Origin of the sequence: Mailhella massiliensis (genome assembly GCF_900155525.1) — a bacterium.
Classification (GTDB): Bacteria; Desulfobacterota; Desulfovibrionia; order Desulfovibrionales; family Desulfovibrionaceae; genus Mailhella; species Mailhella massiliensis.
Genome location: NZ_LT706952.1, coordinates 496,847 through 518,732 on the forward strand (window position 1 = coordinate 496,847; position 21,886 = coordinate 518,732).

Annotated in this window: 19 protein-coding genes; 8 read left to right on the plus strand and 11 right to left on the minus strand. The window is 57.6% G+C overall.

Translation table 11 applies throughout. The features are described 5' to 3' along the window. The first annotated feature begins 360 nt into the window (after nucleotides 1-360). The 5 genes from CZ345_RS12415 (at nucleotide 361) to CZ345_RS12435 (ending at nucleotide 5,567) form a co-directional block, all read left to right on the plus strand. Nucleotides 361-1,209 carry a glycerophosphodiester phosphodiesterase gene (locus CZ345_RS12415; protein ID WP_077073429.1) on the plus strand — a complete coding sequence of 283 codons (849 nt, stop codon included), beginning with the start codon at nucleotides 361-363 and terminating at the stop codon, nucleotides 1,207-1,209. A 107-nt stretch (nucleotides 1,210-1,316) separates the two neighbouring features. Further along, complete coding sequence (gene ugpB, locus CZ345_RS12420) at nucleotides 1,317-2,633, plus strand: sn-glycerol-3-phosphate ABC transporter substrate-binding protein UgpB (RefSeq protein WP_077073430.1); 1,317 nt, start codon at nucleotides 1,317-1,319, stop codon at nucleotides 2,631-2,633. 59 nt (nucleotides 2,634-2,692) lie between these two features. Then, complete coding sequence (ugpA, locus tag CZ345_RS12425; protein WP_077073431.1) at nucleotides 2,693-3,586, plus strand: sn-glycerol-3-phosphate ABC transporter permease UgpA; 894 nt, start codon at nucleotides 2,693-2,695, stop codon at nucleotides 3,584-3,586. A 24-nt stretch (nucleotides 3,587-3,610) separates the two neighbouring features. Beyond that, nucleotides 3,611-4,456, plus strand: coding sequence for a sn-glycerol-3-phosphate ABC transporter permease UgpE (gene ugpE, locus CZ345_RS12430; RefSeq protein ID WP_077073432.1), 846 nt, complete (start codon nucleotides 3,611-3,613; stop codon nucleotides 4,454-4,456). A 19-nt stretch (nucleotides 4,457-4,475) separates the two neighbouring features. Continuing rightward, nucleotides 4,476-5,567 (plus strand): ABC transporter ATP-binding protein, encoded by a 1,092-nt coding sequence (locus tag CZ345_RS12435; protein WP_077073433.1) that lies wholly within the window; start codon nucleotides 4,476-4,478, stop codon nucleotides 5,565-5,567. A gap of 643 nt (nucleotides 5,568-6,210) precedes the next feature. Here the strand turns inward: CZ345_RS12435 and CZ345_RS12440 are convergent. From CZ345_RS12440 to CZ345_RS16725, 3 genes are all read right to left on the minus strand, one after another. After that, nucleotides 6,211-7,554, minus strand: coding sequence for a short-chain fatty acid transporter (locus tag CZ345_RS12440; protein ID WP_077073434.1), 1,344 nt, complete (start codon nucleotides 7,552-7,554; stop codon nucleotides 6,211-6,213). Nucleotides 7,555-7,572: 18 nt separating this feature from the next. Further along, entirely contained in the window at nucleotides 7,573-8,349 is a 777-nt protein-coding gene (locus CZ345_RS12445; protein ID WP_077073435.1) for an SDR family NAD(P)-dependent oxidoreductase, read from the minus strand. 241 nt (nucleotides 8,350-8,590) lie between these two features. Beyond that, nucleotides 8,591-8,965 carry a hypothetical protein gene (locus CZ345_RS16725; protein ID WP_144277350.1) on the minus strand — a complete coding sequence of 125 codons (375 nt, stop codon included), beginning with the start codon at nucleotides 8,963-8,965 and terminating at the stop codon, nucleotides 8,591-8,593. A gap of 446 nt (nucleotides 8,966-9,411) precedes the next feature. On the opposite strand from CZ345_RS16725, the gene CZ345_RS12450 reads away from it, so the two are divergent. Then, the gene (locus CZ345_RS12450; protein ID WP_077073436.1) at nucleotides 9,412-10,842 is read left to right on the plus strand and encodes a sigma-54 interaction domain-containing protein; all 1,431 of its coding nucleotides are present in this window, start codon (nucleotides 9,412-9,414) and stop codon (nucleotides 10,840-10,842) included. A 397-nt stretch (nucleotides 10,843-11,239) separates the two neighbouring features. Here CZ345_RS12450 and CZ345_RS12460 read toward each other — a convergent pair whose 3' ends face one another. From CZ345_RS12460 to CZ345_RS12480, 5 genes are read right to left on the minus strand one after another with little or no spacing between them, the layout of a single operon-like run. Next, entirely contained in the window at nucleotides 11,240-12,541 is a 1,302-nt protein-coding gene (locus CZ345_RS12460; protein ID WP_077073438.1) for a TRAP transporter large permease, read from the minus strand. Between the two features lies 1 nt (nucleotide 12,542). Continuing rightward, on the minus strand, nucleotides 12,543-13,010 hold the full coding sequence (locus tag CZ345_RS12465; protein ID WP_077073439.1) for a TRAP transporter small permease: 468 nt from the start codon (nucleotides 13,008-13,010) through the stop codon (nucleotides 12,543-12,545). 47 nt (nucleotides 13,011-13,057) lie between these two features. Beyond that, nucleotides 13,058-14,068: a TRAP transporter substrate-binding protein gene (locus CZ345_RS12470; RefSeq protein ID WP_077073440.1), complete on the minus strand. Its 1,011-nt coding sequence runs from the start codon at nucleotides 14,066-14,068 to the stop codon at nucleotides 13,058-13,060. A 23-nt stretch (nucleotides 14,069-14,091) separates the two neighbouring features. Continuing rightward, nucleotides 14,092-15,804 (minus strand): FAD-dependent oxidoreductase, encoded by a 1,713-nt coding sequence (locus CZ345_RS12475; RefSeq protein ID WP_077073441.1) that lies wholly within the window; start codon nucleotides 15,802-15,804, stop codon nucleotides 14,092-14,094. A 1-nt stretch (nucleotide 15,805) separates the two neighbouring features. Further along, a complete protein-coding gene (locus tag CZ345_RS12480) occupies nucleotides 15,806-17,425 on the minus strand; it encodes an FAD-dependent oxidoreductase (protein WP_077073442.1) in 1,620 nt (539 codons plus the stop codon). 186 nt (nucleotides 17,426-17,611) lie between these two features. Between CZ345_RS12480 and CZ345_RS16730 the strand changes: the two genes are divergently transcribed. Further along, a complete protein-coding gene (locus CZ345_RS16730; RefSeq protein ID WP_144277351.1) occupies nucleotides 17,612-17,893 on the plus strand; it encodes a hypothetical protein in 282 nt (93 codons plus the stop codon). Continuing rightward, nucleotides 17,884-18,576: a Crp/Fnr family transcriptional regulator gene (locus CZ345_RS12490; protein ID WP_077073444.1), complete on the plus strand. Its 693-nt coding sequence runs from the start codon at nucleotides 17,884-17,886 to the stop codon at nucleotides 18,574-18,576. The genes CZ345_RS16730 and CZ345_RS12490 overlap by 10 nt, the downstream gene beginning before the upstream one ends. A gap of 266 nt (nucleotides 18,577-18,842) precedes the next feature. Here the strand turns inward: CZ345_RS12490 and CZ345_RS12495 are convergent, their stop codons facing one another. The 3 genes from CZ345_RS12495 to CZ345_RS12505 all read right to left on the minus strand — a co-directional run bounded on the left by CZ345_RS12495 (nucleotide 18,843) and on the right by CZ345_RS12505 (nucleotide 21,834). Next, nucleotides 18,843-19,781 (minus strand): tripartite tricarboxylate transporter substrate binding protein, encoded by a 939-nt coding sequence (locus tag CZ345_RS12495; RefSeq protein ID WP_077073445.1) that lies wholly within the window; start codon nucleotides 19,779-19,781, stop codon nucleotides 18,843-18,845. Between the two features lie 52 nt (nucleotides 19,782-19,833). Next, a complete protein-coding gene (locus CZ345_RS12500) occupies nucleotides 19,834-21,330 on the minus strand; it encodes a tripartite tricarboxylate transporter permease (protein ID WP_077073446.1) in 1,497 nt (498 codons plus the stop codon). A gap of 69 nt (nucleotides 21,331-21,399) precedes the next feature. Next, nucleotides 21,400-21,834 (minus strand): tripartite tricarboxylate transporter TctB family protein, encoded by a 435-nt coding sequence (locus CZ345_RS12505; protein ID WP_077073447.1) that lies wholly within the window; start codon nucleotides 21,832-21,834, stop codon nucleotides 21,400-21,402. Nucleotides 21,835-21,886: the final 52 nt, after the last annotated feature.

A 21,886-nucleotide genomic window follows, 5' to 3' on the forward strand; every position in this document is an offset into this window, starting at 1 on the left:
GCTTGTTCCCATTTTACGAACAACACACAACATGCACATTACGGCATTCATGCGGCACATCTCTCCTCCCAGGATACTGCACGGCCGACATTATGGAGATTTTTCACAATATACGCGCCCGACCATAAAAAAAGAAAAAGTGCGCGCACAAGAAAAAAAATGCGCTTGATAAAGGATATATTTTAAGATAATTACAGGAAAACATAAGTTCTGCGGCACAATACATTCCTTTTCCCATATCCGGCCATAAAAAACACCTCGGATTTCCGGGTTACGTCTCTCATGTTTTGCGGGCATTACGCCCGCGCTCCCTCAGACAGTCCGCCTGCGGGAAAACCATCATGGAATGGGATATCTGCCATGAAAAGCACCGTTGAACTGCATGTCCGCGCTCCCCAGCCCCTTGTCATCGCCCACCGCGGCGCAAGAGGCCACGCCCCGGAAAACACCCTCACCTCTGCCGAACTCGGCCACAGCGTCGGGGCAGATCTCTGGGAGCTCGACGTCAACTACACCAGGGACTACAAACTTGTGGTGGTGCACGACGATACGCTCGTGCGTACCACCAACGTCGAGGAAGTGTACCCCGGCAGAAGTTCCTACCGCGTATGCGACTTCACGCTGGAGGAACTTTCCCGGCTGGATGCCGGTTCCTGGTATGAAGGACGCGACCAGTTCGGCCGCGTGGCCGCCGGAGAAATAGGCGCAGATACGCTCGCTTCCTTTAAAGGACTGCGTATTCCCACGCTGGAAGAAGCGCTTCTTCTCACCAAGCGCCTCGACTGGTATGTGAATGTGGAAATAAAAAACCACGAACACCTCATCGGTCATAATACCGTCACAAAAGATGTGTTAGAGATGATCCGCCGCCTCGACATGGTGGATCAAATCATCATTTCCTCCTTCCAGCACCGTTATCTGGAAGAATGTCGCACCCTGTGTCCCGAAATGGCCACGGGCGCGCTTGTGGAGACGACGCGCCCGGATGATCCCGTGGCGCTCTGCCGCCGCCTCGGCGTGAACGCCTATCATCCCGACAGGCTCATCCTCGCCCCCGGAGACCTTGAAGCGCTGCGCGATGCGGGCTTCGCCGTCAACGTCTGGACCGTCAACGACATGGACGAGGCCAGGGAACTTGTCGCCCACGGCGCAAGCGGCATCATTACCGATTTTCCGGCCGCCTGCCGCTCCGCACTCGGAAGAGGCTAGCGGGCCGGAGCCTGCCCGGAGCTCTTTTCAGAACTCCGGGCCTTCCCATCCGGGATTCCCCCGGGAACCCCAACCGGACGATACCCGTCCGCAAGGCAGGAGAACGTATGCGTTCGTTCCGTTCCGTGGCCCTGATGGCCATCAGTCTCATGCTTCTGGCCGCCCCCGTGCAGGCCAAGACCACCATCACCTTCTGGCATGGCATGGGTGGTGAACTCGGTGAAATCACCGACAACATCATCAACGACTTCAACGCCTCCCAGGACAAGTATGAAGTCAAAGGCGTGTACAAGGGCAACTACGACGAAGCCATGACGGCCGCCATCGCCGCCTTCCGCGCCAAACAGCACCCCAACATCATCCAGATCTTCGAAGTGGGCACCGCCAGCATGATGGCCGCCAAGGGTGCCATCCGTCCCATCTGGGAAATCATGGAAAACGCGGGCACCCCGCTCGACATGTCCAAGTTCCTGCCTTCCGTGACGAGCTACTACTCCACGAGCGACGGCAAGCTCATCGCCATGCCCTTCAACGCCTCCACCACCGTTCTCTACTACAACAAGGACGCCGTGAAGAAGGCCGGCGGCGACCCGGAAAACTTCCCCCGTACCTGGCCTGAAGTGGCCGACCTCGCCCGCAAGATCAAGGAATCCGGCGCGTGCAAGTACGGCATGACCAGCGGCTGGCAGTCCTGGGTGCAGCTTGAAAGCTTCTCCGCCTGGCACAACGTGCCCTTCGCCTCCAACAACAACGGTTTCGACGGCCTCAACACCGAACTGCTCTTCAACGGCCCCCTGCAGGTCAAGCACATCGACTTCCTTTCCCAGCTGAACAAGGAAGGCGTTTCCGTGTATGTGGGCCGCAAGTCCGAAGCCATCAACACCTTCACCGCCGGTGAAGCGGGCATTCTCATGAACTCCTCCGGTTCCTACGCCGCCGTCAAGGCCGGCGCCAAGTTCAACTGGGGCGTGATGGTTCTGCCCTACTGGCCCGACGTGGAAGGCGCTCCCCAGAACACCGTCATCGGCGGCGCGGCCGTGTGGGCCATGGCCGGACACTCCAAGGATTCTGAAAACGGCGTGGCCGCCTTCCTGAACTATGTGCTCAAGCCCGAAGTCCAGGCCGCCTTCCATCAGGCCACCGGCTATGTGCCCGTTACTCTCGAAGGTTACGAACTCACCAAGCAGCAGGGCTTCTACGACAAGAACCCCGGTACCGACGTGGCCGTGAAGGCTCTCTCCGACAAGAAGCCCACCATCAACACCCTCGGCCTGCGTCTCGGCAACTTCGTCCAGATCCGCAACATCATCGACGAAGAACTCGAAGCCGTCTGGGCCGGCAAGAAGACCGCCAAGGAAGCCCTCGACTCCGCCGTGAAGCGCGGCAACGGCGAACTGCGCCGCTTTGAAAGGGCCAACCGCTAGGCACGCTCATCCGGGAGGGGCATCGCCCCTCCCCTCACCCGCAATTAAAGGAGCTCTCAATGCAGGATGAGCGTTACGCGTTCCGGGGCAAGAGGCATCTGATACTGCCCATCCTCTTCCTGCTGCCCCAGCTTGTCATCACGGTGGTGTTTTTCTTCTACCCCGCCGGCGAGGCGCTGCTGGGCTCGGTATATATGGAAGATTCCTTCGGGCTTTCCAGGGAATTCGTCGGGCTGGACAACTTCGCCGTTCTTTTCTCCGACCCGGGCTATCTGGAAACCCTCTACCTCACCTTCATCTTCAGCATCGCCACCATCACCCTCACCATGGGCGTTTCCCTGCTCATGGCCGTCGTGGCCGACCAGGTGCATACCGGCGGCACGCTCTACAAGTCGATGCTCATCATTCCCTACGCCGTGGCTCCGCCTCTCGCGGGTGTGCTGTGGCTCTTCCTCTTCAACCCCTCCGTCGGCGTGCTTTCCACCTTCCTCGACGGCCTGGGCTACACCTGGAACCACAAACTCAACGGCAATCAGGCCCTGCTTCTGCTCATCATCTCCGCCTCGTGGAAACAGATATCCTACAACTTCCTGTTCTTCCTCGCCGGGCTGCAGGCCATTCCCCGTTCCCTCATAGAAGCGGCCGCCATCGACGGCGCAAGCCCCTGGCAGAGATTCCGCAACATCATCTTCCCCCTGCTTTCGCCCACAACCTTCTTCCTGCTGGTGGTGAACACCATCTACACCCTGTTCGAGACCTTCGGCATCGTGCATGCCGTTACCCAGGGCGGCCCTTCCCGCGCCACGGAAACGCTTATCTACAAGGTCTTCAACGACGGCTTCATCGGGCTTGACTTCGGCGGTTCCTCCGCCCAGTCCGTCGTGCTCATGTTCATCGTCATGATCCTGACGTTCCTCCAGTTCCGCTACGTCGAGCGCAAGGTCAACTACTAGCCGCAACAGGAAAAGGGATTCGTTATGGTAGAAAAGAAAGGACTGGGAAGAGCGCTGAGCCACGCCGTACTGCTTTTCGGCGCAGCCATCGTGCTCTTTCCCCTGTATGTGGCTCTCGTGGCCACCTCGCACAGTTACGACGTGCTCATCGGTTCCACGCCCCTGTGGTTCGGCGAGGAGCTCATCAAAAACTTCACCACCGTGCTCACGGAAGGCCTCAAGGCCGCAGGCGGCATACCCGTATGGGTCATGATGGGCAACAGCCTCATCATGGCGCTCGGCATAGCCCTCGGCAAAATCGCCATTTCCATCACCGCGGCCTACGCCATCGTGTACTTCCGCTTCCCGGGGCGCGAACTCTGCTTCGTGCTCATCTTCATCACGCTCATGATGCCCGTGGAAGTGCGTATCGTGCCCACCTTCCAGGTGGCGGCAAACCTGAACTTCATCGACAGCTACGCAGGCCTCATCCTGCCGCTCATCGCCTCGGCGACGGCCACGTTCCTGTACCGGCAGATGTTCATGACCATTCCGCAGGAACTTCTGGAAGCCGCGCGCATCGACGGCGCGGGCCCCTGGCGCTTCTTCGTGGACGTGGTGCTTCCCCTTTCCCGCACCAACACTGCGGCTCTCTTCGTGGTGCTGTTCATCTACGGCTGGAACCAGTACCTGTGGCCGCTGCTCGTCACCAACCAGGAAGGCATGTACACCGTGGTCATGGGCATACAGCGCATGGTGAACATCCCCGACGCCGTGCCGGAATGGAACCTGATCATGGCCGTGGCGCTTCTGGGCATGCTGCCCCCGCTTCTCGTGGTGCTCGGCATGCAGAAGCTCTTCGTCCGCGGACTTGTGGAAACCGAGAAGTAACCCGTACAAGGAAGAGACAATGGCAAACGTTCGTCTTTGCGACATAGACAAGACCTTCAACAAGAACAAGGTACTTTCCGGCCTCAACCTCGAAGTGCCCGACGGTTCCTTCATGGTCATGGTGGGCCCCTCGGGCTGCGGCAAGTCCACGGCTCTGCGCTGCATCGCCGGTCTGGAGGAAGTGACCTCCGGCTCCATCTACATCGGCGACAGGGATGTGACGCACATGGAACCCAAGGACCGCAACATCGCCATGGTGTTCCAGAACTACGCGCTCTACCCGCACATGAACGTGTACGACAACATCACCTACGGCCTGAAGGTACGCGGCATTCCCGCCGAGGAACGCAGACGCCGCGCCGAGGAAGCCGCCAAGCTCCTCGGACTGGACGGACTGCTCACCCGTATGCCCCGCCAGCTTTCCGGCGGCCAGCGCCAGCGAGTGGCCATGGGCCGCGCCATCGTGCGCGAACCCAGCGTGTTCCTCTTCGACGAACCGCTCTCCAACCTCGACGCCAATCTCCGCAACCAGATGCGCATAGAACTGCGCAGGCTGCATCAGCGCCTTGCCACCACCAGCATCTACGTCACTCACGACCAGGTGGAAGCCATGACGCTGGCGGAAAAGATTCTCGTGCTTCGCGCGGGCCATATTGAGCAGTACGGTACGCCCGACGACGTGTACCTGCGCCCCGCCTCCGTGTTCGTGGCCCAGTTCATGGGTTCTCCCTCCATGAACATCGTGCATGCCACCGCCGAGGACGGAAAGCTCATTCTGCCCGACGGCACGCGCCTTTCCGGCGTACAGGCCGCCGACATCAACATGTCCGGCAGAAACGGCGACGTCCTTCTCGGCATACGCAGCGAAGACCTGCTCTTCGACCCGGACGGCGACATCCGCGTCACCGTGGACATCGTGGAAGCGCTGGGTTCCGATACCCTGGCCTACTGCCACCCCATGGGCAGGGATGCTCAGGTGAAGAGCGACGAAACCATCATCGTGCGCCTCCAGGGCGCCCAGCGCCCCGCCTCCGGCGACGTCATCCGCCTGACGGCCCGCCCGGGCCACGGCCATGTCTTCGACCCGGAAACGCAGCTGCGCTGCCTGTAACCTTCGGCAAAGCATGAAAAAGCGGAGTCTCCCTGAAGGGAGGCTCCGCTTTTTCATGCCCCATGTCCGGATTTTCCCCACCGCGGACCGCACGAACGACAAAAGTCGTAACTATGTGACAGCTGCCGACCGTGCCGTCTCCTGCACATCTTGAACGACACGGAAAACGGCACGGAAGAAAGCTCTTCCCCCCCGGAAGGGGAACGTCCGGCAAAAAGACGGCGTTTCTGCAGAAAAACCGGGGAAGGCGACCTTCAGAAAAACGGGCGAGACACGCAAAAGACAAACACGTTACGCCGCGGGCGGCACGCGCCGGGAGGCTGCCGGAAAAGGCTCAGTTCCGCCCATTCCCTGCGGCAGAGGCCTTCTCCGAAGACCGGTTCTTTGTCCCCGGCGGAAGGAGGGACGAGGCGGAAAACCCTGCCCGCCATGGTTGAACTTTCAGGGCAAGCGTCCGCCGATCCTGCAGAGTCCTGCCGGCCTCATGCCCGGAAAGGCTGCCCTGCTCTGGAGCTTATGACAAGAAGGCGAAGGACGGGAAAAGGCGCGTGTAAAGAACTCAAGAACAGGTTTGCCGGGGTTGACCAGCCCGTATCTCAAAATCTGCTTCCGCCCGGAGATTGGGGCGGAAGCAGACGTTTTCTCAGGCGAAGAAGTACAGGCCGGCGCCCATGATGATGCCGCTGAAAATAAGCGTCATCACGCACGGCCCCATGATGTCCCGGATACCGAGTCCGGCGATGGCCAGCATGGGCAGAGCCCAGAAAGGCTGGATCATGTTCGTCCACTGATCGCCGTAGGCCACGGCCATGCCGGTCAAACCCACATTGGCGCCCATATCAATGGCCGGAGGAATGGAAATGGGAGCCTGCACAATCCATTGCCCGCCGCCGGAAGGAATGAAGATGTTGATGATGCCGGCGGAAATGAAGGTCAGCAGAGGCAGCGTTTTTGCAGTCGCAATGGACATGACGCCGCTTGCTATCATGGAGGCGAGACCGGAAGCCACCATGATGCCCTGTATGCCGCCGTACAGAGGGAACTGGGTGATGATGCCGCTTGCCCCGGCCACGGCTTCCTTCAGCGCCACCACATAGCGGATGGGAGTGCCGTGCAGGAAAATTCCCAGCCACATGAAAATGATGATGAGAATGTTCAGGTTGATGTCCATGCCCCTGGTCCAGAAATGATATCCCAGGTATGCAAAACCCAGCGCACTGAACAGGAGACTCAGGGCACGACTGTGCTCCAGCCGGGACGCAGGGGAATCTTCCAGCGGAGGAACGGCAAGATCCTTCTCCTCTCCGAACAGCGCAGGGTCAACGGGAACCACTTCATCGGGATGAGGATGGATGGCCTTCAGCATGAACGGCAGCACGATGAGCATGACCGCCGTGATGGTGATGTTTGATGCGGACAGGATGGAATCGCTGAAGGGAATAACCATATCCGGCAGGCCGCGGGCCGCCAGAGCTTTGGACAATACGCCTCCAGAGGTGGCGAGATCGGCCGCGACGGCGCTCGAAAAACCGCCGTGCCACACTACAAAGCCGGAATAGCCTGCGGCCACGGTAAAGCCGTAGTCGATGTTCGGCACTCTTCGCGCCATTTCACGGGCAATGAGTCCCCCCACCACGAGTCCGAAGCCCCAGTTGAACAATGAACCGAAGGCCGTGACGTAAAAGGTCATGAGCGCGGCCTGAAACGGCGTGCGGGGGATACCTGCAACGGAATCAAGCAGACGGCGGACGGCGTGCGTGCTCGCCAGTGCATGCCCGGTGGTATAAATAAGAGCCGACTGTATGGTGAACATCAGCAGGCTGGAAAAGCCCTTGCCCCATGCATTGATGAGGTCAATGCAGGAGGACTCCGTAAAGATGAACGCGGTGATAAAACTCACAAGCGTCAGGAGGATAACCAGAATATAGGCGTCCGGAAGAAAACGCTTCACCAGCATGGTGAAAAAACGGGACAGTCCGTAAAGCATGGCTTACTCCTTGAAGTATCAGGCGCGTTCCCACGCGGCATACGGATTCTGAACACAATACTTTCCACCGCTGATTTCCACTCCGCTGCCCGTGATGAAGCTGGCGGCATCGGAAGCGAGAAACACCACCAGAGGCGCGATTTCTTCCGGCGTACCGTACCGATGCTGGGCAACCTGCCTTTTTATGGCGTCGCCTTCGTACTCGCCTACCACAGGCGCCGTCAGTTCCGTTGCCACAAATCCCGGCATATACGCCGTAACCCGGATATTGTCGGGAGCCAGTTCCGCACCGAGCACCTTGGTCAGGTGGCCTACGGCCGCCTTGGTGATGCCGTAGGCACCGCGTCCGGCCGTGGGTATCATGGTGGCGAACGACGCAGCGTTGATGATGACGCCGCCCCCTCTTTTTTTCATCCACGGTACGGCCGCACGCGCCCCGTACAATACGCCGCTCACATTGATATCGAAGGTCTTCTGCCACAGATCAAGCGGCATTTCGGTCAGATATCCCTTGGGGTAAATGCCTGCATTATTGACCCACACATCAATGCCGCCGAACTGCTCCGCCACTTTCGCCGCAAACTGTTCCATATCGGAAGGACAGGAAACATCCGCGCGCAGAGTCAGGACGCTTTGCCCCTCATACTCCTTGCGGAACGCTTCCAGCTTCTCCTCGGACCTGGCACAGATGGCAACTTTGCATCCTTCTTCAAGAAAAGCATTCACGCAGGCCTTTCCTATCCCTGCGGTTCCCCCGGTAATCACAACGACTTTTCCTGCCAGATTCAGTTTCATGGTTCCCTCCTTGAGGCTAAAACATTACCTGCTCTCTAGCAAAAAGCGTGCCAGACAAAAAAAATAGCAATAATACACTTTCATTATTGAATTTTTTATTTTTTCTTCCGGGAAGGCGGAATTTCGGGGGACGAAAAGGGCCGATTCAACCATGTGAAATATTTATCCAAATACAAAGAAACCATGCGGAGAAAAAATGTGTTTGCATCATATTTCATCAATAATTTCCCATAGATGAAAGCTATGCGATGCGTATATGCAACACAACGAGAAGATGTGACCATATTGCATCGCTCCGCTTTTCTTCCCAGTACCAGGCTTTTTGGAGGAAACGACGCAAGAATGCGTATCCATTTTGCAACACATTGTCATGACATTTTCCCTCATGTATGCTGAAGGCCGTCTCCGTCCTTAACGGAGCGCCCCGGCACTTGCACGACAAGTCTGGAGGAAAACTCTCTTTATCAGCGTCAGAGAACGGCATCGCGTTGCTTTGAACAGGACTTCTGCCTTGCGGAAACGCAGGAGGATTTTCATGCTTTTGTGAAACTCCGGGTCGGAATCGTGTCCATTTGAATAGAGGAATAAAGGAATATCCCGCCGCATGAAGCGCCATGCCCCTCTCCGTGCCTTCCCGAACGTGCCAGATGAAACTCCCCGGTGCAAAAAAGCGCAACGTTTCCTCCGCACGCTGGAGCATGACGGCTTACGATATCAAAACGCCTTCCTCCTCCGCCGGAAGGAGAAGGGCACCCTCTTTTCACGATGCGGCAGAACACGGCGGAACATCGTCCTTTCCCCGTTCTCTCCCTGCTCCATGCCCGGCCTTCACGCCGGCGAACGCGGCAACCTTTTTTCTTCACCCATGGCGTGCCTGCCGCCTCACGCCCCGAAACGTACTCTTTGCCTGCAGCATGATCATGACATGTCGTTTCTCATCAAAAGCACCATGCCCGGCCATGAATCATGGCAACGTTCCCCGGCCGTCATGCTGCCTGCCGTCATGACAGTATCATGCCGTCTTCATCATTCACCCCTGCATTCAACAGGAAGGAGCGTGACATGGCTGAGTTCAAATCTCTGCTCTATGATTATCTGGATCAGATCCTCGACCTTCTTGACGAGGGCATCTGCATTACCGACGTTCGGGGCGTCATCATCTATCTCAACAGGCGTTACGAGGAAATCTCATCCATTTCCCGGGATGTCATGCTCGGAAAAAACGCTCAGGACTTCGTTCATCAGGGGGTTCTCAACATCATCGTCAATCCTGAAGTCATTCAGACGCAGGAAAAAGTGACCCGTGTCCAGAATACGGACACGGGAAGACGCCTGCTTCTTGAAGGACATCCCGTTTTCGACGAAACGGGCCGGGCCGTCATGTGCCTTACCTTCGTGCGTGATGAATCATGCATGGCGAATCTTCAGGCCACACTGCTCAGACAGAAGGAAATCATAGAGACCTTCTCCAAGCTCGATGTGGAAAAAGTCGGCGCAGACAATGAACCCATGGAAATCGTCCAGAGTACGGCCATGCGGAACATCTACAAAAAGATCTCGCGCATCGCGCTGTCGGACATCCCGGTACTCATTCTGGGAGAAACGGGAACGGGCAAGGACGTCGTTGCAAGGCACATTCATCATCTGAGCAGCCGGCAAAGCGGCCCCTTCATCAAGGTGGACTGCGGAAGCATCACGCCTTCGCTCATTGAATCGGAGCTTTTCGGCTATGAGGGCGGCGCCTTTTCCGGCGCGCTGCACAGGGGCAAAATGGGGCTTATCGAAGCCGCCTCCCATGGTACGCTCTTTCTGGACGAAATAGGCGAACTTCCCCTGTCCATGCAGACAAAACTTCTGCGCGTGCTTCAGGACGGGGAAATTCTCCGCATAGGCTCCATCTCCCCCAAAAAGGTCGACGTGCGCATCGTGGCCGCGACGAACAGAAATCTTGAGGAAGCCGTACAGAAGGGAGAATTCCGACGGGATCTGTACTATCGCCTGAAGTTCATCGCCATAGAACTGCCGCCTCTGAGGGACAGAAAAAGCGAGATCATTCCCATGGCTCATGCCTTTTTGAACTACTACGGCAGAAAATACCGCCGCGAACTGAAATTCACACGAAATGCCGACAAGGCCCTGCTCTGTTACTCATGGCCGGGCAATGTCAGGGAACTTCGAAACATGATACACGGTCTGTCCGTCTGCACGGACGGCAGAACCATCGAGGCGGAAGATCTGCCCTTCGTCGCCAGTGCGGAGAAGGACAGGGAAAACGAACCCGGCAGAATACTGCTTTCCCGCACCTACAAGGAAGCCATGGAGGAATATGAAAAAAAACTGCTCGATGATGTGCTGTGCGCCTTTTCTTCCGTAAGCGACGCCGCGCGCCATCTGGACATGGACAGAAGCACGCTGTTTCGGAAGATCAAGGCATGGAAAAAACGCGGCGTTCAGCTGGGGAAACGCCATGTAAAAATTCTGGACAAATCGTAGCTCCGAAAAAGCTCTCCTCCGGCATAATCTGCCGCCTTTCTCCGCTCCCTCATGCCGGCATGAGGGGGCCTTTCTCTTCTGCGTTCTCCCCATGGGAAAGCTCTTCGCAGATTTTCCATGATGCCGCGCTGTTGCCGAAGCAGGCTTCCCCTCTCCAGTCAGGGCTTCTCCCGTACTGGATGACGCAGCATGAACGGAACATACTCATGCCGCCGGACTGCCGACGCAAAAAACACCTTCTCCATGAGTCCGAAAACCTCCGTCTCATCGAAAAGGTGCTCTTCGCGGCAACGGGCATATGCCCCTGTGAACATGCACCGTATTGCCGCCGGCAGCATGTTCGCCTGAGAGTATCCGTTTCCCGGCCCTTGCCTGCGGCTCGGGCCGGGGACGGACATCAGTGCATCATGGAAGGAAGCCACAGAGAAAGAATGGGGAAGGCCATGAGGATGGCCACATGCAGAAAGTCTGCGACGATGAACGGGGCCACACCTCTGAACACCGAGGCCATGGGTACGTTGGCCACACCCTTGATCACAAAGAGATTCAGCCCGACGGGGGGAGAAATAAGCCCGATTTCCGTCACTCGGACCACAAGGATGCCGAACCAGATGGGATCAATGCCGTACTGCTGAATCAACGGGAAAAAGATCGGCATGGTCAGAAGAACGATGGCCATGGAATCCATGAAGCAGCCCAGCAGGATCATGACGAGAAGCACGCCGACCACCACAAGCATGGGGCTGTCCACCATGCCCGAAATGATGGTGGAAAGTTCCATGGGAATACGGCTGACGGTAAGGAAGTAGCCGAAGACCATGGCGCCCAGAACCACGAGATAGCACATGCCCGACGTGGCTATGGAAGACTTCAGACACTCGGTGACAAAAGCGCAACGCTGCCCCTTCTTCTTGAGAAGGCCCAGCACCAGAGCGCCGAAGGCTCCGATACCCGCCGCTTCGTTGGGAGAGAATGCACCGATATACAGCCCGCCGATGACCAGCACGAAAAGCAGTATGATGGGCCATACCTTGCCGAGAGCCGTCACTTTTTCCTTCATGGTGCAGGCTTCGCCCGCAGGACCGTCCTGAGGACGCAGGCGTACCCACACCCGTATGACAAGACCATACAGCAGTATCTGAATGAGTCCTGGTATGACACCCGCCATAAACATCTTGCTGATGGATTCCCCGGTGATGATCCCGTAAAGGATCATGATGGTACTCGGGGGAATGAGAATGCCGAGCGTACCGCCTGCGGCGATGCACCCCGTAGCCAGCGCGTTGGAGTATTTGAACTTGCGCATTTCGGGAAGCGCGACGACACCCATGGTCACGGCGCAGGCGACACTGGAACCGGAAATGGCGGCAAAACCGCCGCAGGCCGCGATGGTGGCGAGCGCAAGCCCGCCCTTGAGCCGCCCGATCCAGGTATTCACGGCCGCGAAAAGCTCGTCACTGATACCCGACTTGAAGGCAAAGTTGCCCATGAGCACGAAAAGGATGACCACGGCATAGGTAGGATTCACGAAAGTTTCATAGGGCACGCCCCGCAGAATACCGAGTGCCGGTTCCAGTCCGGCTATGGCGGCGAATCCGGCGCTTCCCACGGCAAGCATGGCCATACCGATGGGCACGCGGAGAAAAATGATGACGATAAGGGCGACAATACCGAGACAACCGGCCAAGACAGGACTCATATCATTCCCCATCCTTTATCATATGTCGAAACGAGATCGGAATGAGAAGCAGAAATGAAATAAGAAAAACACAGGCGACGGGCCACATGGGAATTCCGAGCATGGGGCTTGTCACCCCCATCTCCTTCACTTCCAGAATCTGATACCAGGACTGCCATGTCAGAAGCACGGCAAAGACCAGAACGATGATGTTGGACAGAATGCGGGAAAAAGCCTGGCCCGCCGACGGAAGCCGGTCGTAAATGATGTCCACACTGACATGTTCATTTTTAAAGGCACAGTACAGGCACGCCACGGGCGCGATGATGCCCATGCCTATTTCGGAAAGCTCATAGGAGGCGGCAATGGGCGAGTCGAAGAAGAAGCGGAGGGACACATCCAGTGCGGTAAGCAGAACCTGCATGAGCAGCACCGCTCCGCCGAAAGCCGTCAGCACCGCCACCAGACAGTCTAGGGCCTTTCTCATCATACATGCTCCGAAGGCCGCCGCTTCAGGAAAGCGGCGGCCGGTTGAAATTACTTCAGCATCATTTCAAGAATGGCGGGAGCGTTCTTCTTGCCCTTCTTTTCCATATCCTTCAGCCATTCCTCCCAGAGAGGACGTCCCGTCCTTTCGGACCAGCGCAGCCGTTCCTCATCGGAAAGGACAATGAGTTCCTTCATGTGAGGCAGACACTTGTCCTTGAGCTGCAGGGTATCGTAGGAGAAGTGTTCGGCCATGAACATGCTCCCGGCAAGGCCGGAATGCTTGTCGATGGCGGCCTTTGCCGCATCGGGCAGGCGTTCGTAGGAGGACTTGTTCATGGCAATGCAGAACACGGGAGCGCCGATGGGAATATTGGCCGTCGCGTATCCCGCCACATCATAGAAGCGGAAACCTTCCTGCACTTCCCAGTCACCGAGAAGACCGTCGATGATCCCCTTCTGCAGGCTGGTGTAGACGTCGGGCATGGCCATGACCACGGGAATGCCGCCCAGAGCCTTGACCCACGGCACATAGGGAACCGTGCAGCGTATCTTCATGCCCTTGATGTCTTCCAGCGTACGCACGGGCTTCTTTGAAATCAGAAGATTGGCGCTTTTCTCCAGCATCCACAGAGCGATGATTCTGTTGGCGGCAAAGGGCTTGCGCACGGAATCAAAGCTGTCGTACACCTTCCACAGAAGCGGCGTGCCGTCCATGGCGCCACGGTATCCCGTAAGGTCCAGTCCCGTGATCTCCAGCTCAGGGTTCATGCCGGCATACATGCCCATGGTGATCCAGCCCATATCCGCGATGCCGTTGCGTATGGCATTCCACACCTGCGGCCCCTTGGCCAGAGTCTGATTGGCGTAGAGATCTATTTTCAGCGTTCCCTGAGAGTCCTCTTCGATCTGCTTTATCCACGGTTTGACGGCATTTTCCGTGGTAAAGGCGTTTTCCGCGTTCTGCGTGGCGAACTTCAGCGTGACGGGCTCCGCCGACGCAGCGCCGGCCCACAGCAGAGACAACATCAGCGACAAGGCGGCCTTCTTCACAAATCGCATAACAACCTCCCGTTGTTCAAAAGTTACAGACTCTTCGGCTGATCAGGGTAATCAAAGTCATCCATGTAATACCGGTACGGTCTTACAGGATAACCCTCGGAACCGATGGGAACGGCCACATAAGAAAGATGCATGCCGCCTTCTCCCCGGCGTACGCGTATCCATTCCGGACTTCCTCCGCGAAGGGGATAATCCTCCCGGAAGTGCCCGCAGCGCGATTCCTTGCGGGCCAGCGAGGCGCGCAGGTACATTTCCGCCACAAGAGTCATACCCCGGGCTTCCATAAGTTTCATCAGATAGTGCGGATCCTGCGCCGCCATCTCGGGGACATATTCGTCCCGTATCTTTTCGAGCGTATGCAGAGCTCTGTTGAGACCATGCCCCGTCTTGAGTACGGAAACTTCCTCGGGCACCATCAGTTCCTGAATGGAGCGCACCACGTCCTTGGGCAGAATGCCGGACTTGCCGAGCTTCGAAGTCACCGGTCTGATTTCCTCCAGCGCATCGTCGACGGAAAAATCTCCGGACTCCGTATCCATTGCCTCACGGGCGGCAGCCTCTCCGGCGAAGCAGCCCGTCGTGCTCGTCATGCAGGTATCCCAGCCGCCCATGTACACGCCCGTATGCAGGCTGCTCGCGCGGCCGGCGGCGTACAGACCGGGAACACCGGTATTGCCGTCGAGACTCGTCTTCATGCCGCCGAACACATAGTGGAACTGCGGCATCCATTCCGTCTTCTGATGGAAGAAGTCTATGCCGAGAGCCTTCAGCTTGTCGGAGTTGAGGAGCATCCAGCCTCCGGTAGGCGTCATGACTCTCACGCCCTCTTCCGTCATGGTGCTCGTATCGAAGCTGGTGGGGCCGTTTCCGGCTCGGGTTTCCAGTACCATGCCGCGGATATTGTAATGCGGATCGGCCTTGGCTCCCCGAAGGGGCGAATACTTTTTCATGAAGTCCTCGCCCTTGTTGTTCACAAAACGCGCACCGTGCGGCAGCATACCGGTCTGCCCTTCCCAGGCGAAGGCTACGGGACAGGTCCAGTTCTGGAGAAATTCCATGTTCTGGAATTCGGCTCCGGCTTCATAGCCCAGCAGCGCGCCTTCCCCGCAGGAAGTATTGCTGAGGTAGGACATCTTGAATCCGCCGGTGTTGGTGCACAGAACCACCGCGCCGGCCTTGATCACGCAGGGCAGCCCGCTGCGGGTATGGAAGCCAGCCGCGCCTACCACGCGACCGTCGCGCTTGATGAGCTTTACAAGCTGGATATTGGACATGCGGCGCACGCCGCGGGCGCTGAGCTGATCGTACAGCGTATTGCAGGTATGCGGTCCGCCCTTGCCGTAAGGATGATAAAGGTAATAGCGCATGTATTTGAGACCGCGCTGCACCACAAAACGGAGCTTTCCGTTTTCATCCCTGGCGAAGATATGCCCCCAGCGTTCCAGATCGCAGAAACGCTCATAGGAGTGTTCCAGTATTTTGCGGACAAGAGGCTGATCGCACAGGCCGTCGTAGTAATACACCATTTCGTCCAGCAGATCTTCCACATGAAATTCCGGCTGCATGACGATCATGTCGCCGCCGCTCATCATGCCGAGTCCCCGCCAGTCGCGCGCAGCCTTGTCGACGATGAGCACATCCCTGGCCGTCGCCGCAGCCGTAAGGGCCGCCCAAGATCCGGAAAAACCGCCGCCGACGACCAGAACATCCGTCTTGTAGACAATGGGAGAAGACATATTAAAACCCTCCGAAATTGCGTTCCAGCGTAAACGGCAGCCTTTCCTTGAAAGGATGCACGTCTATGGCATGGGAAGGACAGCGAAGTTCGCAGAAGAAGCACGTCATACAGTCGTCGCGGTAACGGATCTCGGCCCTGGCTCCGCAGGTCAGACAACGCAGGGATTCATGAAGCGCATCCACGTCGTCGAAGCCGAGGCGCTTTTCTTCAAAGCCTTCCGTCTCCACTTCCCTGCGTTCCACACGGGGAGAGAGCATGACGCCTTCACCGGGCAGATTCTCGGCCACAGGGCGCTTTTCTCCGCGGTCGCTGTGCAGGTGTCCGCCGGTCATGAGCCTGTCGATGGAAACGGCCGCCTCCCTGCCTCCGGTGATGGCACTGATCACCGTGGAAGGTCCGGTCACGGCATCGCCTGCAGCAAAGATTTTCCAGAACGATGTACCGAAGGTTTCCGGGTCCGCCTTGATGCGCCCGCGCTCCATCTCCACAACCCCCTTGAAAGGTTCAAGGTCGCTGCTCTGGCCGATGGCGAAAATGACGGTGGAAGCCTCGCAAACATGTTTCTGCGCATCGTCGAACACGGGGGCGAAGCGATGCTCCTCGTCGAATACCGAAAGGCAGCGGCGCAAGACGATGCGTTCGGTTCTGCCTTCCCCCTCCACTGCCACGGGGCCCCAGCCGTGATGCATGATCACGCCTGCATGAAGAGCGTCGTCGACATCGTGCTTGAAGGCCGGCATCTGCTGCTCGCTTTCAAGGCAGAACAGTTCCACCTTCTCCGCGCCGAGCTTGCGTGCGGTAATGGCAGCATCCATGGCCACGGCGCCGCCGCCGATCACGACCACAGTACCGGAAAGACGGCTCTGCCGACTCCTGCGGACATCGGAAAGAAACTCCACGCCGAACAGCACGCCGGGAAGCTCTTCCCCGGGCACGCCCGCTTTGCGGCTCTTCGTGGCTCCCGGAGCAAGGAACACGGCCTTGTAACCGAGATCATACAGATCCTGTACCGTTACATCGCATCCTTCGCCCACACGACAGCCGCACTGAAACTCCACTCCCAGCGCACGGAGCTGCCCGATCTGCGCATCGAGCACCTCTTCCGGCAGTCTGTAGGCGGGAATACCGTACCGGAGCATCCCGCCCGGTTCGGGCATGGTCTCGAACACCCGTACCGGATACCCGGCCCGTGCCAGATACCATGCACAGGAAAGCCCGGCAGGACCGGAACCTACCACCGCGATGCGATGTACATGGCGGACGGCAGAGACTACGGGCGCATCATGCAGCGTGCGGTCTCCCAGATACTGTTCAATCGCATTGATGTTCACCGCTCCGTCGACTCTGCTGCGGCTGCATTCCCCCTCGCACAGATGGGGGCATACTCGTCCGGTAACGGCCGGAAAAGGATTATACTTCTTCAACCGTTCCGCTGCTTCGTCGATTTTTCCCATCTGGAGCAGCGCGTTGTAGCCACGGATGTCGGTTCCCGCAGGGCACTTGGCCATGCAGGGAGACAGAACCGGCTGATCGGTATCCAGGCGAAACACGTCAAGCCCGCAGGTTTTGAAACATGTGCCGCATCCCGTACATTTTTCAATGTCAAGAGAATTTATCATCATTCCTCCCGGTCGTTGCGAGTGGGCCGCCTTTCTCTTCAGGAACTTCAGCCCTTATGCCTGTTATAAGCCGGAAGAAAAAAATCCTTCGTAGCATTTGCTACAGCTTGTCGTTTTCTCTGGCAGAAAATTCTCGGCGTCCCCCTCCTTTTTCCTCCTCTCCCCCATCGGCCTTATGAGCATGTCGTGGACAGACACAGAACACCACACCTGAATTTTTTCGTATATTTTATTGATTTTTTTATCTATTTTATGATCAGCAAAGGAAAAGCGCAGTTGCCATGTATGGCCCGCCTGACGTATAAAGAGAAAAAAGCCGTTATGTTGCCGCTGATATTTTTTCATTGCGGCACCGATGAAAACCGACTTCATGCAGAAGGTGCAGGAAAAAGGATACCGCTTTCGGGCGGCGTCTCGGCGGCAAACTTTTGCGCCTCCGTGCAACATAAGGTGTACCCATGGAAATAGACGCTTCATCCATATACACGGGACGTATTCTACGGCAGAACTCACCCTTCAACGCCATTCTTGACCAGGGAAAAAGGTATGTGTTCCCCAAAGGACACACTCTTTACGTAGACAAGCATTTCGACGATATCTTCTTTTATATAAACCGCGGCAGCGTTTCCATGTTTCACGACATGCCGTGTGGAAAAAGTATCCAGATCATTCAATTTTTTGAAGGCAACACCTTTGCCACGTCCGTATCCGTCGTAGCCGACAAAACCAGCTTCCGCACGCTCGACCTGCACTATCTCTTCACTACGGAAACGGAAGTATGGACGTTTCCGAAATCCTTTCTCGTCGACGAAGAGATGATACGCCGCTATCCGCAGGTCATCGCCTATGTACTGCGTCAGCAGTGCATCAAAACGCTCATCATGCACAGCAACTTCACCATGCGCAACCAGGACAGCGCGGAAAAAATGCTCTGCACCTTCATTCTGAACATCTTTCTGGCCAAGGGCGATCAGACGGAACTCTGCCCCGACATTTCCCAGACCGCTCTTGCCGATGCGCTGGGCATTCACCGCACCACGCTGAACCGGGCGCTGCGCAGGCTCAGAGAACAGGGCATTCTCGGAGAATTTTCCCGCAGAAAACTGGAAATATTCGATATCAAAAAGCTCATGGAGCTTGCACAGCGCTGATTGCCGTCCCCATCTTCTTCCCTGCACGATCCGGCCGGATACCGGGCCGTCCCTTCCCCTTTTCTTCTGCCACGAGTCGGTCAAACCTTTTCCGGGCCCCTCCCGGGCAGACAAAAAAAACGCGCCGAATCTCTTCAACGCGTCTTTTCCCTGCCCGGAACGGAACCGTATCCATCCTTCAACCGCATACGCCCCAGACAAGGATACTCCGTACACACGGGGTCCATGCCTCACGGCACGGACCCCGGTCATCTTTTTCTGAAAAACTATTTGCCTACCAGTTTGCGCATGTTCTCATTTTCCGTGGTCACCACTTTGCGGGCGGCCTCGCTGCCCATGGGGGCGGCTTCCACGGCGAGGGTTTCCAGCATCTTGGCATAGGGCTGCGTGGCGCCTATCTTTTCCATGGCTCTGCCGAGCTTCTCAACCACTTCATCGGGAATACCCGCTGCGCCGAACAGCAGCGTAAAGGAATCAAAGGCCGCGTCGTAGCCCTGTTCCCTCAGGGTGGGCACGTCCGGCACTTCGGCAAAGCGGCGGCTGCTCGCGCTGGCGAGAATGGTCACCTTGCCCGCCTTGGCGTTGTCCACGGCAATGCTGCCGAGAAGAGACACGTCCACATGCTTGCCGAGTACTGCGCTCAGGCAGGGCATACCGCCGTTCTGCGGTACGGGGGCAAGCTGCACGCCTTCCTGCTTCGCAACCTTGAGCAGAATATCGCGGGAAAGGTTGTCCATGATGCCCACCTTGAGGGGGCGCTTCTCGGCCCTGGCCGCATCGCAGGCATCCTTCATGCTCTTCCAGCCGCTGTCGGGATGGGCGATGATGGCCATGCAGCTTGTGTTGATGAGGCTGATGGGGACAAGATCTTCCAGCTTATAGCGCACCTTCATGGTGAACATGTTGTAACCGAAGGGATGATTGCCCGACGAACCGAGAGTATAGCCGTCCTTCCTGGCCTGCAGTACTGCGTTCACGGCAAGATTGCCGCCGCCACCGGGCTGGTTGACGACGAGGAAGGGCTGTCCCAGTTCTTCCGTGAGCATGGCCGCCACCTGCCTCGTGAGCAGGTCGTTGACGGCTCCGGGCGCGGAATGACTGATGATGGTCACGGGGCGTTCCGGCCAGGCGGCTTCCGCAGTTCCGCCTGAAACCAGAAGACCGAGCATACCGAGGGACAGCACCACTTTTCTTACGTTCAACATGACTTTCTCCTTCTCTTCATTCCCGGTGCGGGAACGGTTGCAATCCTTGATGTCAGCAGGCGTTTCTGTTCATGCGGCGGTATATCACCATGGCCACGAATCCTGCGGTGCAGAGCAGTATCACCGCCGTAGCGGGACGGCAGAGCACGGAAAGGTAGTCGCCGGAAGCGCCGATGACGACCTGCTGCACATAAAGCTCAAACATGGGGCCGAGAATGAAGCCCACGATGAAACAGACAAAGGAAAACTTCAGCTTCTTCATGAAGTAGCCGAGCAGCGCCAGCGCCACCATGCTGCCCACGGAAAACACGGTGGGAGATTCCAGATAGGCCCCCACGAGGCAGATGAACATGATGCAGGGCATGAGAATGACCCGCGGCACGCCGAGAATGCGCGTGAAAAGACGTATGCCCAGATAACCTATGACAAGCAGCATGATGTTGCCCACCACCAGGGAACCATAGATACCGTAGATCATTTCGGGATGCTGTTCGAACATCAGCGGGCCGGGCGTTACGCCCTGAAGCATGAAGGCTCCGATGAGCAGCGCGGCCGTCACGCTGCCGGGAATCCCCAGGGTGAACAGAGGAATGAGGGAAGCGCCCACTACGGCGTTGTTGGCGCTTTCGGGAGCAGCCACGCCGTCCAGATCCCCCTGTCCGAAATTTTCGGGATTCTTTGCAGCACTGCGCGCCGCACCGTAAGCCAGGAAGCCCGCCACGGCCGCACCGAGCCCCGGAAGAGCGCCCACGCCGGAACCGATGAACACGGAACGCAGAAGCGTGCGCCAATGCGAGCATACTTCCCTGAAAGACAGAGAATTGTCTTCAGGATTTCTGGAAAAGTTCAGCATGGAGGCAGAGGAATCCTTGCCGAGTTCGGGATCCTCGCTCTGGATGATGAGCTCCGCAAGCGCCAGCGTGCCTATGGCGATGGCCACGAGGCGCAGGCCGGATTCCAGCTGGAAGATACCGAGGGTCATGCGCGGCATACCCGCCACGGGGTCCATCCCCACGGTGCTGAGCAACATGCCGAGGCTGGTTGCCAGAATCCCCTTGAACAGAGACCCCGATTCCAGCACGGAAATGAGGGTGAGGGAAAAAATGATGAGGGCGCACATTTCCGAGGGCCCCATTTTCAGGGCCAGACTGGCAATGGGCGCAGCTACGGCGATCAGCAGCAGCGTGGAGAACACATCACCGAACACCGAGGCCACGAGCGACATTTTAATGGCTTTCATTCCCTTGCCCTTCCGGGCCAGGGGATAGCCGTCGAAGGTGGTTGCCGCAGCTTCCGGCGCGCCGGGAGTATTGAGCAGAATGGCGGAAAGACTGCCGCCGTAGCTGCCCCCCTTGTACACGCCCACAAGAAAACCGATGGAAGCCACAGGGGAGAGCGTATAGGTAAGCGGCACGGCAAGCGCTATGGCCATGGCTGCGGAAAGCCCCGGAATGGCCCCCACCGCAAGACCGAGAAACACACCGGCCGCGACATAGATCATGACGGAGGGAGTGAAGGCTCCCAGAAAACTGGCAAGCAAGATATCCATAATCTGACTCCTGAAGCTTGATATACCTGCGCAAACCCCGGAACTTATCCGAAGGCCGCGCACTCCGCATCACGGCAGCGGCACCTGCATGACATAGACCATGGCCGCCCATACGGCGGTGGAAAGACCGAGAGAAACGCCCAGGAGCCAGGGAATGCTCCGCTGGCCGCACATGAGCTGGAGCAGAAGCAGGGTCACCGCTGCTCCGGGCAGAAAACCTATGAACTCCATAAGGGGGAACGCACCGAAAAGAATGACGGAAAACGCCGCGAGGCGGATGAGATGACGTGGAAGAATGGTGGGTTCCTCAATATTGCATGAGCGCCACGTTTGCCATAAAAGCACAAGGGAGAACAAAAGAATGAGGGTGGCCAGCACATTGGGTAAAAGCGCGGGCGAAAGTCCGTAGCCCGCATCTTCCGTATTTGCGGGAATAATCCATACCAGCAGCGCGAGCCCGAACAGAGCCAGAAGCGCGTACGCCGTCATCAGCATCTTTTTCATCCCTTTCCTCCACTTTGTCTTGCGCCGGCCCAAAGCCTGCCCGGAGCCTGCC